We start from the raw sequence: 14600 nt of genomic DNA on the forward strand, positions 1-14600 counted from the left end.
TTTGATTACGTCCACAATCGTCAGCACGGTTTATAATTCCAGCGCTAATCTAAGCATATCCTTATGTTGTAATCCCTGTTCAAACAGAGGTTCGTCGTAATGGGTTAAGAAGTGATCTTTTATCACAGCCTCGACTCTAAACCCCAGTCGCTGATAATAAGTAAGTTGATACCCAAAGCTACCCGTACCCAATTCCACACGAACCACCGACTTTCTCGCCAATTCAGTTAAAACAAATGACAGTAACACTGAACCAATTCCCTGCCGCTGATAGTCAGGCCACGCCGCCATATTGAAGATTTCCGCAACCTTATCGCGAATTAGCTTAGCCACACACACGGCCACAATCTCATCCTTATACTTGGCGGCAAAACACCAAGCATTATCCAAATACGCTTCGATACTGGGAGTGGAAGGATCGGCCTCTAACAGCAATGCCATAGGGACTTGTTGCGCAGGCACCCATTCAAGATCCACAGGCTGCATTAAATCTTGGGTATATTCCATTATGTTTTTAGCTCGTATCCCTACCCTTTAAATCTGCTCAACTAAAGCTTCTAAACCTGCTGCGGCCCGAGTAGGTACAAACTCCACCACCTCAAATTCGGCCACCTCTTCGATATAGAAGGGGTCGAGTTTGACAATAGCTTCAAGCTCGGCGCGATTATCCGCTTTGGCAAGGATCACTCCGCCAGTGCGGGGCACCTTACGGCCAGAGGCGATAAAGGTACCCTTGGCATAATATTCATCGAGATAGGCAATATGGGCCGCCAAATGCTGTTCTACATCGGCCAGCGGTTTTTTGTAGGTTAAGGTGATAACAAACATAGGGTTCCTTAAGGGCGTAATACCAAACCAGAATGAATACTCAATTGCTCTTGCCACAAACGTCAATGGCGGCAAGTCGCTAACTGTCAGTAAAGTCTGGCGACATAGTGATGCATTATGCTTTCGCTATCAATAGCCTATAAAAATGAGTCTGTTGATTAAATTGAAAATGATCCATGTACTTCCACCAATCAGCAGATTTCAACACATTTCCCCTTATCGCAGCGCGAGTGACCCCATTCTAAGACGCTGCACTCATCCCCACCAATGTGATAACTGGATACATCTAGGGTTTAAACCCATCCACGCCTCACGTAAAATCCACACACCATTAGTTACAGAGCTGTTTCAACAGGGTTATCAAGGAATGATGAATACGTATGTAAGCGGTTGTGCGTCAATCGGCGCTGCGGCTACTATAAATTCGCTAGTTTCACCCTCTGCTTGTGGGGTTGAACAATGTGAGGTCGTTTCTGGTGGTTGCCTATGAGGATAGCTGTCAGACTTAGGTTCTTTTCTACTCATTAGCTTTTACATCAGCTTCTAGCTTAACAGTATGAAATGAATTTATTGGCGAATATGCTTCTGAGGGAGAGGTGTATTCGCCATTTTTTCAGCCTCGCAGGACGTCTGTTTCTCGACCGCAGGGAACTAGCACAATAACGCGTAAAACTGAGCAAAGGCCATTGAATAGGCCACACATTATAACGATAAATGACTCAAGGCAGCCCCGCTGCCCGCTACTGAAGGGAAGTTGCATGTCCGCGGATCAACAAACGGTTACCCCATTAGAAAGTTTCCCGCCCAAGCTGGCGCAGCGCACCGTGCATAAGGTGCAACCCGAGCTGAATTTCTGGCAAATCTTCAATATGTGCTTTGGCTTTTTGGGGATCCAATTCGGCTTTGCACTGCAAAATGCCAACGTCAGCCGCATTTTCCAAACCCTTGGCGCCTCTATCGATGATATTCCGATCCTGTGGATTGCCGCACCGTTAACGGGTCTGCTGGTTCAACCTATTATTGGTTATCTTAGCGATAACACTTGGGGGCGTTTAGGTCGCCGCCGGCCGTATTTTTTAATCGGCGCCATTTGTACGACGCTCGCGATTTTTGTGATGCCACATTCCCCTACGTTATGGATTGCCGCAGGCATGCTCTGGATTATGGATGCCTCAATCAATATCGCCATTGAACCCTTCCGTGCCTTTGTCGGGGATAATTTGCCTCCCAAGCAGCGCACTCAAGGCTATGCTATGCAAAGCTTTTTTATCGGCATCGGCGCGGTGGTGGCCTCGGCCCTGCCCTATGTTCTCAGCAACTACTTTGATGTCGCCAATACCGCGCCCGCGGGCGAAATTGCCGATTCTGTGCGTTATGCCTTCTATTTTGGTGGCGCCGTGCTGTTTCTCAGTGTGGCTTGGACAGTTGTGTCCACCAAAGAATATTCCCCAGACGAACTTGCCGCCTTCCATGGCAATGCTGACGCAGGCGCAGATGAGCAACAACATCGCACTCGTACCCATAAGAATTACCAATTTGCCGCTATCGTTTGGATGGCGGTAGGCGCACTGCTGACGCTTGCGGTGTGGGCACAGGATTTAGATAAGCAGCTGTATATTTTAACCTTAGGGATTTTTGCCTTTGGCCCATTGCAACTTTACTGCGCCCTGCGCTTAGGTAAATCAACGCCCTCACAACGTTCGCAACTGGGCATTGTCTTTAATGTGGTCGATGATTTATTCCATATGCCTAAGGCCATGCATCAATTAGCCATAGTGCAGTTTTTCTCTTGGTTCGCGCTTTTTGCGATGTGGATATACACCACCTCGGCGGTGACGTCTTACCATTTTGGCAGCAGCGATGTGTTGTCTAAAGCCTATAACGATGGCGCCGATTGGGTGGGTGTACTCTTTGCCTCCTACAATGGATTTTCGGCCATTGCGGCCCTGTTTATCCCGCTACTGGCTAAACGTATCGGCATCAAACTGACCCACACCTTTAATATGTTCTGCGGCGGTTTTGGCTTGATCAGTTTCTACTTTATCAAAGATCCCAGTCTATTATGGCTGCCGATGATTGGCGTGGGTATCGCCTGGGCTTCGATTCTCTCCGTGCCCTACGCCATGTTATCCGGTGCCTTGCCGCCGAAAAAGATGGGCGTGTACATGGGGATCTTTAACTTCTTTATTGTGATCCCACAGCTGCTCGCGGCCAGTGTTTTAGGCTTAATTCTTAATGGATTATTTGATGGTCAACCCATCTATGCCCTGATCACCGGCGGCATTCTGATGCTCTGCGCCGGGATTGCCGTGCTCTTTGTTGAGCAACCAAATACTCAGCACACTCAAGTGTAAATCCTACAACTCGGCAAACTTAGCGTTTAGGCGTTTGGGCAACTCAACGCCAAGACGCATAACTTACAAGAAGAATAAATCGCAATTAGCACCATCTATTGATTGGGGAGATTTTGAAGAATATGGAATCAACAACAGTTCGCAGCTTTTCAGACCGCCGCAACTTAAGCCGTAAGCCGATTGCGCTTGCAATCGCCGCAAGTCTTATCGGCGTTGCCAGCTTAACGGGCTGTTCACCCTCGGCCCCCAATTCAGACGCATCAACACCGACCGTCACCAAAGCCACAGACGCAAATGCACAAATAGCCCCCGGAGCCCCCGGCAAAGCGCCTACTTGGGCGTTCTCCGGCAAAACCGGGATTGGCACCGCCTATGAGCCTTATACTCAAGGGCAATATCAAGATAGTGCTCAAAATCCCATTAGCCGCGTGTGGTTCTCCGTCGCGCAGGGGATTTTAACCGAGACCATGTACGGCCTTATTCACAATGCTCAGCTCAAAGAGTTGCAATTTGTGTTCACTGGCAATGGCTTTGTCGATACCGAGAAAGACAACACCATCAGCAGCATTGAATACTTAGATACCGACGCCAATGGCCGCCCACAATCCTTGGCTTATAAGATTATCAACCGCGACGTTGAAGGTAAGTATCAGATAGAAAAACATATCTTTACCGACCCAGACCGCGATACGCTGATGATGCGCGTGACGTTTACCGCCTTTGAAGCGGGCATCACACCGCATTTATACGTTAACCCCCATATCGATAATGCGGGCGCGAATGATATTGGCAGAATCGATCATCAAGCCCTTATCGCTCGCACCGCTGACCCACACAGCAGCGTGATGACGGTTAAATCGGATATCGATTTTGCGCAGGCGACCACGGGTTTTGTCGGTGTATCCGACGGTCTGGCCGATTTAGCCGATAATGGCAAGCTCGATACCCTTTATCAGGCCACCAGCAGTGCCGAAAATCCGACTCAAGGCAACATTGCCTTTACCGCCAGTTATCCCGTACTCCAAGCGAATCAACCTCTTAATGTGAATTTGGCCATCGGTTTTGGCCATGATGAAACCAGCAGTTTAGCCAATGCCAACGCCAGCTTAACGGCGGGGTATGATGCGGTGCTGAGCCAATACAACGCCGGTTGGCACAGTTATTTACAATCGCTGCCCGCGATGCCTGCTATGGCGCAAAGCACCACAGATAATGGCAAGCTGCTGTATACCAGTGCCATGGTACTCAAGGCGCAGGAAGATAAAACCTACGCGGGCGCCCTTATCGCATCGCTTTCTAATCCTTGGGGCGATACCGTCCCTGCTGTTACACCCAGCACGGGCTACAAGGCCGTTTGGCCCCGTGACTTTTACCAGTGCGCCATGGCATTTCTCGCCATGGGTGATACCCAAACGCCTAAAGTCGCCTTTGAGTACCTTAAAAAGGTGCAAGTGAGTGATAAAACTCCAGGTTTTAGCGGCACACCCGGTTGGTTTTTACAAAAGACCCATGTGGATGGCCAAATTGAATGGGTGGGCGTACAGCTCGACCAAACGGCGATGCCGATCATGCTCGGCTGGAAACTTTGGCAAGCAGGCGTGCTGAGTCAAGCTGAACTGAGCCACTGGTATCAAGAGATGCTAAAAGCCGCGGCGGACTTTTTAGTTAGCGGCGGTGAGGTCAATCTCGACTGGAACCACACCCAAATTACACCGCCAAAAACTCAGCAAGAACGTTGGGAAGAACAAGCTGGTTATTCGCCCTCCACCACGGCCGCATTGATCGCAGGTTTAGTGGCAGCGAGTGATATTGCTAAGGCAGTAAACGATAGCGATGCCAGTCAGCGTTATTTAGCGACCGCCAAAACGCTTAATCAACAACTTGAAAAACACTTAGTGACGACCCAAGGTTTGCTTACAGATAGCCAAGGCATTAAGGCGCCTTATTATCTTCGCTTAAGCCCGAATGGTGAGCCAAACACCGCCGAGACACTCGCCGCTAATAATGGTCGTGTGGGATTAGACCAACGTCAGATCCTCGATGGCGGCTTTTTAGAACTGGTTCGCTATGGCGTACGTGGCGCAACCGATAAGCTGATTAATCAAAGTCTTGCGCTGGTGGATAACACCGAACTTGAGGACAATTTACGCCTCAAATACAGCTTTACTGCAAAAGATGGCAGTAGTGTGCCGGGCTTTAGACGTTACGGTAACGACGGCTACGGTGAAGATACCCTCACTGGCGCAAACTACGCCGAATCGGGCAGTAATAGCGACAACCAACGCGGCCGCGTCTGGCCCTTCTTCACCGGCGAGCGTGGACATTTTGAACTGGCCCTCGCCAGCGCCAAGGGAGAGCTAACGGGTGCAAACGCACAGCAAACCAAACAGCAGCTTATCAATACCTATGTGCAAGGGATGGAAACCTTCGCCAACGCGGGTCTAATGCTCCCCGAGCAAGCATGGGATGGTGTGGGCAACGCCACACGTTACCAATATCAACTCGGTCAAGGCACTAACTCCGCCACCCCGCTCGCCTGGACCCATGCTGAATATATCAAGCTGGTTCGTTCAATGAGCGACGGTCGAGTATGGGATAACTACCCTATCGTCCCAGAGGCGTTGAAATAGTTTTAATGCTGATCCCAGTGAGTAAAGCCCGCAAAACCTCAGTTTGGCGGGCTTTATGATCCAAAGCTGCATGTCATTCAGCGCCGACTTAATACCTTCAATTCGCCCCACATCATCCATTTTGCGAACTGTAAAAGCATTCTCTGTTTTTTTACGTGAATACTTGTTTTTATTGCAGTTGCTTTAATAAAAAATTGACTTACAGAAGCTGGCTTAAATGTTAACCTATTTGCGATTTTGTTAATTTATCGATAAATGGAGTTTTGATGAAACATTTAAAAACCGCAATCAAATGGATTTTGCTCACGCTATTCTTGGTGCCAGTGAGTCTTTATCTGACCCTTGTCGCCATCAACATGAAAGATAGCCCAGCTTCAGAACAGGCTAAAGTCTACCTAGACGAAATTCAAAAGAGTGATAAAGCGTTAGCCGACAACCAAGCTCAGAATGCGTATCTCTATGCACTGGGCTTTGATGTGAATAGTGGCGGCTCACCTATGGATGCCGGGATTTCTCGACTCAAAACCATACAACAGCTTGGCATTTTGGAGCGTTCCCCAACGCTAAACACAACTCCAATAGATAAACCGCAAACGCCATTCAACGAGTGCATTAACCGTGATGATTTTCTATCCAGTTGCCTCCCTGTACTGGCAGAACAAACGCCTTTTGACGAACTCCTCGCAACAAACGCCGAATTAATCGCACGATATAAAACATTAATTCAGTTAGATAGCTGGCAAGAAGGCAGCCAATTTAATGTCTTTTTGTCTTCTCCATCACTTCCACATCTGCTCACGGCACAAAAACTCTATTTCATCGATTTACTGGCTCACGCTCAAACCATGCCTGCGCAGCAGATTGCCGATGTGATTAATCAAGATATGTTGTTTTGGCAACGTGTAGCAGCCAACACCCATGTGCTGCTGATAAAAACCGTTAGTCAAAATGGCATCACAACAAATATGAAATTTGGCGAATTGGTCTTAAAGCAATTACCACACGCTCAACTCAACAGCGCTATTCCCGTTAGCTGGCAAATGCCTATTCCATCAGCTGTTATGTCGTTTGATAGCACGAAGGCGGGTGAATGGTATTACTTTACAGGCATGACCAAAGCATTACAGACAATTGATGATGAAGATATCACCACAACGGTGACGCAATGGTTACTGACCCCGTTAATGCAACATCAAGACACAGCGAATCGCTACGCGGCGATTTTAGATGGTACAACACCTCTGCAGGATTGCCCTGCTCATTTGTCTATCGCTGTCGTCGGTCAGTTTATGTATAACCCGCTAGGAAAATTTGTCCTCTGCTCTAGCATTCCACCATTAGACCGCTATCAACAAGGTTTGAATGAGCTTGAGCCACAAAGAGCCCAGCTCATCACTAGACTGCTGTAGACCTGTTACTAAGGGCTGTCGCTTGCACGCTTTTCTGGGCGTATTCCTGAGGCGTGCAACCAAATAAGACTTTAAATGCTGCGCTAAAGCTACTGACACTTAAATACCCAAGGCTATGGGCCACGCTCGTCGTGCTCTCCCCTTGGGTTAACCGCTCAAGGGAGTTGAGTAATCGATATCTTTGGCGCCATTGTCTATAGGTCTGCCCGGTTTCGGCTTTAAAGAGTCGTTCTATGGTTCGAATACTCGCCCCTGCGCTTTGGGCTAATTCGGCCAAGCTACACTCCGCCTGCGGTTTTTTGATCAACAGTTGGATCACTCGGCCAAGACGCGGATCCGAGCCCGCATTCAAGTAGGTATTCACACTGTCGAGTGCATCTAATTCGTCTATGGCACTTAAGCCCAAGCGAAAATACTTAGCAGACGCCATCAAGGTGTCTTGGCATAGTTTCAGTACCATTTCACGCATTAGCGGCGTCATGCTAACCATCACCACCTGCTTGTCTTGCTCTCTCACGCGATAACTGGGATCGATATACAAGTTGCGAAGATGGGCATGGGTTTCACAATTAATTTGATGACGACAATCACTTGGGATCCATACAGCATGGGTCGAAGGTACCACCCAAACCGCATTGTCGCTCTGTACCCGTAAAATCCCTTTTGCCGCCCAAAGTAACTGCCCCCGAGGGTGAGAATGGGGTTCGACGCCCATTTCGGCCTCGAGATTGCGCGCATTACTCAAGACGGGACGATTAGCGTCTAACGTGAACGCAAATTGGCTGGGCGCCAACATTGTCGCTTTAGAAATAATATCTGACACATCACCACCTTAAAACGCCATATCAATTGAGCTATCTTAGACCTCAACATCAATGCCCACAATATTAAGGTGATCCCCTATGGGTAAGTTAAGCATTAAAAAGTGGTTGCTCTTTAGCGCCATGCTTGTCGCAGGCTTGTTGGCCATGTTTCCACTACAGCAGCACCCTGCAGATTTTTCCTATAGCGCATCGGTCGTTCTGATTACTTTGCTATTTTGGAGCACAGGCTTTATTCCGCCCTTTATGGCGGGACTGATCTTTTTTGCCCTAGCGACCATCTTTAAACTGATCGACCCCAGTGCGTTGTTTTCGGGATTTAGTTCGGCGGCGGTGTGGTTAATTATTTCTGGCTTTGTGATTGGTAGCGCCATTTCAGAGTCGGGACTGAGTCGCCGCCTTGCCGCCCTTATCGCCCCCGCGTTAACCATAAGTTATCCGCGCTTGGTTGCGGGACTCGTCATCAGCGCGATGTTACTGGGATTTGTAATGCCATCCTCGGTTGGACGCGCGGTAGTGATGCTCCCCATCGGCATGGCTTTGGCCGAGCAGATCGGGTTTAGCCGTGGCAGTAATGGCCGGATAGGCATAGCAACCGCCCTAGCACTGGCCTGTAATATGCCAAGCTTTGCGGTGCTGCCAGCTAATATTCCCAACATGATTTTGTCCGGTGCGAGTGAAAATCTGTTTAACGTGCATTTTGGCTATGCTGAATATCTGTTTCTACACTTTCCTATTTTAGGTCTGCTCAAATCAGCCATTATAGTGGCGCTCGTGGTGTATTTGTTTCCGGCCAATATTGATAAAAGCCAGATTAAAGCAGCGACGGATATCGAAGCGTATGATGTGGCCAAGCAGGTTAAACTCAGCGTGTTACTCATCATCACCCTGCTATTTTGGGTAACAGACTCATGGCATGGGATTAATCCGGCTTGGGTAGGACTAACGACCGCCATTATCCTCTTACTACCCAAGTGGGGCATTATTGAGCCAAAACGTTTTAATCAATCGGTTGATTTCTCAACGGTTATCTTTGTTGCCGCTGCACTCGGACTAGGCACCCTAGTCAATCAATCTGGGCTAGGAAACGCACTCGGACAAATGTTCAGCCAATATTTACCCTTGTCGCAGGGCGGCTCTTTCCTCAACTTTATGTCCTTATCGCTGATATCGACCTTAACCGGACTGGTAGCAACCGTGCCTGGCGTGCCCACGGTATTAACCCCCATGGCCGCGGACTTGGCGAATGCGACAGGGTTTTCACTCCCCGCGGTACTGATGACGCAAGTGATCGGTTTTTCGACGGTAATATTTCCCTATCAGGTGGCACCACTGATTTTGGCGATGCAGCTGTCTCAGGAACCCCTCACCCATCTGTTGAAAGTCACCTTACCCTTAGCGCTGATAACTTTATTGCTGCTGATGCCGTTGGACTACCTTTGGTGGCTCTTACTGGGATGGATAAGCTAAGTTTTACAGCACAGGGAGTAACCCTAGATGATGTGGAACATCCCCTTTAGTTGCGGTGAAGAATTGCCGCAACCAAAAGCCAAGCAAAAACGAACACATGCATTAGATTGGCCGTTACCAAGGTAGTCTCAAGATTATTGCTACTGTGGCACTTTCAATGGTAGCAATATGTCTGCAACTTTTTATTTGCCGTCGAACTCAACACGCTTTCGACACGTCATCAAAATACGCTATACTGTTTTTATATACAGTATTTCAATTTTATTGTTCTTCCTATGCGTATACAAACACAGTATCCACTTTTTAGCTCCTCCGTTGCGGCGGGATTTCCTTCTCCAGCCCACGATTATGTTGAGCAATCACTCGATCTCAATGAATTATGCATTAAACATCCCACTGCGACATTTTTTGTAAAAGTACAAGGGGATTCTATGGTGGATGCGGGCATTTCCAGCGGCGACATATTAGTGGTGGATAGGTCATTGCAAGCGGCACATGGCGATATTGTGGTCGCCGCGGTTGATGGTGAATTCACCGTTAAACAATTGCAATTACGTCCGGTTGTGCAATTAATACCCCGTAATCCGGCATTTAGAGCCATTACCATCCACCATGATTCCGAACTCAACCTATTTGGTGTGGTGACTTGTGTGGTGAAAAAACTCAAATGACTGCTTCACTATTTGCCCTTGTTGATTGTAATAACTTCTACGCTTCCTGCGAACGCTTATTTCGGCCCGATCTTCAAGGTAAACCGATTGTTGTGCTCTCCAATAATGATGGTTGTGTCGTTGCGCGCTCATTGGAGGCAAAGCAATTAGGCATAAAAATGGCCGTCCCCGTGTATCAGGTGATGGACCTGATCCGCGCCCATAACATAGCGGTATTTTCGTCCAACTATGCACTTTATGCCGATATTTCAAATCGAGTAATGAGCACTCTCGAGCAAATGGTGCCAAGAGTAGAAGTCTACTCAATTGACGAGGCTTTTTTAGACCTCTCTCGACTCGATAAGTGTCAAGATATCGCGGAGTTGGCTACAGAGATCCGCCAACGGATCCAACAATGGATTGGCATCAGTGTCTGTGTCGGCATCGGCCCCAGTAAAACCTTAGCCAAGCTCGCCAATTATGCCGCTAAAAAATACCCAATGACTCAAGGCGTTGTCGATTTACGCACGACAGAACGTCAACGGCGTTTAATGGCCTTGACGCCAATTGATGAAGTGTGGGGAATTGGCCGTAAAATTGCTCAACGTTTAAAACTGATGGGGATACATACCGCCCTCCAGCTCGCCGATACTCCGCCTAAACTGATCCGAGACAGCTTTTCCGTAATAGTCGAGCGAACAGTACACGAGCTTAACGGTATTGCCTGTAATGATATTCAGCAGGTCGTCGCAACAAAACAGCAAATCGTGAGTTCGCGATCCTTTGGCGAACGCATTACCCAGTTCACCGCAATGCAACAGGCCATCAATGATTATACCTGTCGAGCCTGCGAAAAACTGCGTGCAGAGGGCCAACTTGCACGCACTCTATCCGTATTTATTCGCACCAGTTATTTCACTGAGCATCAGCCCAAATACAGTCAGGTGCTTACGGGTAACTTAGCTTATCCCAGTGACGATACCCGCGATTTCATTGCATTAGCACAGCGGCTGTTATCTAGGCTTTGGCGTGATGGTTATGCCTATGCCAAGGCTGGTGTGATGCTGGGGGACTTTTATGCGCCAGGTGTGTTTCAGCTAGGATTATTTGATGAAGTCAAACCACAACCTAAAAGTAAAGAATTGATGAAACTACTGGATAGCGTTAATCACAGCGGTAAAGCCAAGATCCAATTTGCAGGGCAAGGACTCAATGCCGATTGGTGCATGAAGCGTGGCCAACTCTCTCCTCGCTATACCACACAATGGACACACATCCCGACAGTAAAATAAGCCATAGTATGCAAACAAGCCATTTGCTTACCTGTTAAGATTTGTTAAATCTCTGAAGCCTCAACAATAATGCACTTATTTTCAACAGTTAATAAGATACTCCCAATTTACCGCTTTTATCCCAACTTGATGTAGCTCACAGAATCTAAAACTCAATCAAACTAAAGACCTAGTACAAAAATTGACATTGTAAAGATAATGTTTCGTTACATTAAGATACAACCACCCGCAAAACGCACGCCATGCTGTCATTATTTATTTCTTATCTCACTTAATTAGTTCGCCAAAGATTACAAATACAACATTTACGCATCAACAACACAACAATTAAGCTGTTGATATTAAAGTTGTTAATGATAATTTTCCGGCTATGGAGGGCAGTTGCAAATAAATATAAGCCTTGATGAAACCCTTCCTGATCGTCATGGCATTGTTAAGGGAATGAAAATATGACTACGCAAACAACCGTCGCTCGTGCGGTTCGTTTTAGTTTACTTGCTTTAGTCTCCGCCTCGGTGACACCGCAAGTATTTGCCGCCGATGAAGCGGCTGTGATCGATAATAAAGTTGAGCGTATCGAAGTAACAGGTTCACGCATTAAACGCACCGATCTTGAAAATGCCTCCCCAATCGTGGTGGTCAGCGCTGCCGACATCGAAAAAGGCGGCTTTAACTCAGTTCAAGATGTGTTAGGTAATCTGTCGCAAAACTCTGGTGGCTCAATGACCCAGCAGGAAGTCCACGGCTTTACCCCAGCGGCGTCTGCCGTCAACCTGCGTGGTGTGGGCGCTGGACGTGTGCTGACCCTGATCAACGGCAAGCGCGTACCTAAATATCCTTTTGGTGCCGGTGGTACCGATAGCTTTGTCGATACGGCAAACATTCCGTTAGGCGCGATTGAACGTATTGAGATCTTAACCACAGGCGCTTCGGCTATTTACGGCTCAGATGCGATGGGCGGTGTTATTAACATCATTTTGAAGAAAGACGTTGAACAAAGTACCTTCAAATACCGTCGCTCTGACACCTTCGATGGTGGTCTGCAAAACAACCAATTCTCTTTTATGACTGGCGTGAGCAGTGATAAAGCGAACTTGACCTTCTTCGCCGAGTATGAAGACCGTCAAGCGTTAAAAGCCTCGGATCGCCCAGAATGGGGCACAGATATTATTCCTGGTAACTACTATGCTGGTTACAGTTCCTATGGCGCTAACCTAGTAGACAGCAATGGCAAATTACTAAAAACCTTAAGTGCTGCCGACTGTGAAGCACGAGGCTATGTGATGATGGCCAATGGAAAGTGTGGGTTCGATCGCTCCGCGCAGCGCGACTTTTCGCCTGAGCAAAAGCGCTACTCAACAATGATCAACCTCACCAAAGACTTAAACGATAATCATCAGCTGTATTCGCGCCTCGATTATACCCATGCATCCACCTACACTGAGATTGAATCGGCAACAGTTGGCGAAGATTTTATGTTCAACGTGTCGGGCAATAACGTCACTATCATTGATGAGCTCAATGGGTTATCCCAAGTCTTCGATAAAACTACCGCCTTCGGCGGAGATTTCGCCGGTGCTGCCGATGGAGACTATTACTACACTCGTCGTATGTCTGAGTTAGGTCCGCGCACCTCTGATTTTGAGACGAACAATTTCTCCTTCTTATTAGGCAGCAAAGGTTACCTCACAGATACTATCGAATACGACACCTCATGGTCGATTGCACGTCAAACGGTAGACTCTACCACCGCAGGTTCGCCAACCTACCAAAGTATGTGGAACTACCTCACCGCGGGTACTAACGGTAATTCCCTACTGGATGTGATCTCCGCAGACGATGCTGCACTGCTGGACTTCCAAGGCGGTAAAAAGGGGCAATCCACCCTATCGAGCTTCAACGCAGGGATCAGTGGCGATGCCTTTGAATTACCGGCAGGAACAGTAGCTTATGCCGTGGGCGTCGAATACGGTAAAGAATGGTTCTATGACAAATCCGATACATTTACCACTAACGGCGGTGTCATGGGTAAAGGTGGTAGCAGCGCCCAAGGTGAACGTGAGCAATATGCAGGTTATGCCGAGGTTGCTGTACCGGTAATCGAAAACCTCACCGTCACACTTGCAGGCCGTTACGACTACTACGACGATTTATCCGATGTGGGTGGCCAATTTAGCCCACAGGTCGCGGTAGAGTATCGCCCGATTGATAGTTTGTTATTACGCGGTCTGTATGCGGAAACCTTCCGTGCACCGGATATGCAGCGCTTATTTGGTGAGCCTACAGCAGCTTATAGTACAGTAATTGATACCCCGACCTGTGATGCCGCGGGTGGATCTGGCCCTGCCTGTGAGAAGATTGACTCACTGCCCATCACTATCGGCGCCAATCCTGATCTTGAGGCTGAAACAGGTAAAAACTATAACCTCGGCATGGTGTGGGATTACAACGATTTCAACCTCACCTTGGACTACTGGATTGTTGAAATCGACAATCTAGTTAATAGCCCAAGCGCCCAGTATATCTTGGATCACGCTGACGCCTTCGCCGATAAGATTTTCCGTGATGCCGACGGTAAATTAACCCAGGTTAATACCCAAGCGATTAACATGTCATCCCAAGAAACCTCGGGTATCGACTTCTCTATTGGTTATCGTTATGAGCTTGCAAATTACGGTGATTTAACTGCCCGTCTCGAAGGCACCTATTTGCTTAAGTGGGAAGAGCAATTAACCCCTGATTCTGAGCCATTAGATCTGATTGACGGTGACGGCTCGGCCCCCAAAATCCGTGGTAACTTAAATATCGGTTGGAACTATGATGACTTCGCCACCAACTTGCTGTTCAAGTACACTGATAGCATGAATGGCCAGCGTAAAGAGGCATTTATTAACAATGGGTTAGCGGACAAGTATGCCGTCACTATCGACAGTCATATCGAAGTGAACTGGGCCGCCAGCTATATGTTAACCGATGCGATTAAGTTATCCGGCGGTATAAATAATATCTTCGATGCGGGTCCAGAGATTGATGAAACCCAAAACTCTTGGCCGCATTATCCACGTTCTTACTACAACGTTGTAGGGCGTGAATATTATTTAGCGGTAGAGATGAACTTCTAATCAACCTCATGTTTTAATTAGTCT

The 14600-nt window shown here is 47.8% G+C and carries 10 protein-coding genes; 7 read left to right on the plus strand and 3 right to left on the minus strand.

Going from position 1 to position 14600, the window contains the following annotated elements:
• Positions 1-30 precede the first annotated feature (30 nt).
• Positions 31-507 carry a GNAT family N-acetyltransferase gene (locus tag SHD_RS10095; RefSeq protein ID WP_023267011.1) on the minus strand — a complete coding sequence of 159 codons (477 nt, stop codon included), beginning with the start codon at positions 505-507 and terminating at the stop codon, positions 31-33.
• Positions 508-534: 27 nt separating this feature from the next.
• On the minus strand, positions 535-828 hold the full coding sequence (locus SHD_RS10100; protein ID WP_023267012.1) for a YciI family protein: 294 nt from the start codon (positions 826-828) through the stop codon (positions 535-537).
• Between the two features lie 758 nt (positions 829-1586).
• Here SHD_RS10100 and SHD_RS10105 point away from each other — a divergent pair.
• From SHD_RS10105 to SHD_RS10115, 3 genes are all read left to right on the plus strand, one after another.
• Entirely contained in the window at positions 1587-3182 is a 1596-nt protein-coding gene (locus SHD_RS10105) for an MFS transporter (RefSeq protein ID WP_023267013.1), read from the plus strand.
• Between the two features lie 122 nt (positions 3183-3304).
• A complete protein-coding gene (locus tag SHD_RS10110; protein WP_023267014.1) occupies positions 3305-5812 on the plus strand; it encodes a glycoside hydrolase family 15 protein in 2508 nt (835 codons plus the stop codon).
• Positions 5813-6078: 266 nt separating this feature from the next.
• Positions 6079-7221: a hypothetical protein gene (locus SHD_RS10115; protein WP_023267015.1), complete on the plus strand. Its 1143-nt coding sequence runs from the start codon at positions 6079-6081 to the stop codon at positions 7219-7221.
• On the opposite strand, the gene SHD_RS10120 is transcribed toward SHD_RS10115, so the two are convergent.
• Entirely contained in the window at positions 7208-8044 is an 837-nt protein-coding gene (locus SHD_RS10120) for an AraC family transcriptional regulator (RefSeq protein WP_023267016.1), read from the minus strand. The two genes, SHD_RS10115 and SHD_RS10120, sit on opposite strands and share 14 nt — an antisense overlap.
• Before the next feature lie 79 nt (positions 8045-8123).
• On the opposite strand from SHD_RS10120, the gene SHD_RS10125 reads away from it, so the two are divergent.
• The 4 genes from SHD_RS10125 to SHD_RS10140 all read left to right on the plus strand — a co-directional run bounded on the left by SHD_RS10125 (position 8124) and on the right by SHD_RS10140 (position 14576).
• Positions 8124-9512, plus strand: coding sequence for an SLC13 family permease (locus SHD_RS10125; RefSeq protein ID WP_023267017.1), 1389 nt, complete (start codon positions 8124-8126; stop codon positions 9510-9512).
• Positions 9513-9787: 275 nt separating this feature from the next.
• A complete protein-coding gene (gene umuD, locus SHD_RS10130) occupies positions 9788-10183 on the plus strand; it encodes a translesion error-prone DNA polymerase V autoproteolytic subunit (protein ID WP_023267018.1) in 396 nt (131 codons plus the stop codon).
• Positions 10180-11454, plus strand: coding sequence for a translesion error-prone DNA polymerase V subunit UmuC (umuC, locus tag SHD_RS10135; RefSeq protein WP_023267019.1), 1275 nt, complete (start codon positions 10180-10182; stop codon positions 11452-11454). Before umuD ends, umuC begins: the two co-directional genes overlap by 4 nt.
• A 449-nt stretch (positions 11455-11903) precedes the next feature.
• Positions 11904-14576, plus strand: coding sequence for a TonB-dependent receptor plug domain-containing protein (locus tag SHD_RS10140; protein ID WP_023267020.1), 2673 nt, complete (start codon positions 11904-11906; stop codon positions 14574-14576).
• Positions 14577-14600: the final 24 nt, after the last annotated feature.

It is taken from the genome of Shewanella decolorationis S12, assembly GCF_000485795.1.
GTDB classification, from domain to species: domain Bacteria; phylum Pseudomonadota; class Gammaproteobacteria; order Enterobacterales; family Shewanellaceae; genus Shewanella; species Shewanella decolorationis.

Excerpts from the sequence above, each read along its gene's own strand:
- SHD_RS10110 (WP_023267014.1), top strand. The coding sequence starts at position 3,305 with ATGGAATCAACAACAGTTCGCAGCTTTTCAGACCGCCGCAACTTAAGC.
- SHD_RS10140 (WP_023267020.1), top strand. The coding sequence starts at position 11,904 with ATGACTACGCAAACAACCGTCGCTCGTGCGGTTCGTTTTAGTTTACTT.
- SHD_RS10125 (WP_023267017.1), top strand. The coding sequence starts at position 8,124 with ATGGGTAAGTTAAGCATTAAAAAGTGGTTGCTCTTTAGCGCCATGCTT.
- SHD_RS10105 (WP_023267013.1), top strand. The coding sequence starts at position 1,587 with ATGTCCGCGGATCAACAAACGGTTACCCCATTAGAAAGTTTCCCGCCC.
- umuC (WP_023267019.1), top strand. The coding sequence starts at position 10,180 with ATGACTGCTTCACTATTTGCCCTTGTTGATTGTAATAACTTCTACGCT.
- SHD_RS10115 (WP_023267015.1), top strand. The coding sequence starts at position 6,079 with ATGAAACATTTAAAAACCGCAATCAAATGGATTTTGCTCACGCTATTC.
- umuD (WP_023267018.1), top strand. The coding sequence starts at position 9,788 with ATGCGTATACAAACACAGTATCCACTTTTTAGCTCCTCCGTTGCGGCG.
- SHD_RS10100 (WP_023267012.1), bottom strand. The coding sequence starts at position 828 with ATGTTTGTTATCACCTTAACCTACAAAAAACCGCTGGCCGATGTAGAA.
- SHD_RS10095 (WP_023267011.1), bottom strand. The coding sequence starts at position 507 with ATGGAATATACCCAAGATTTAATGCAGCCTGTGGATCTTGAATGGGTG.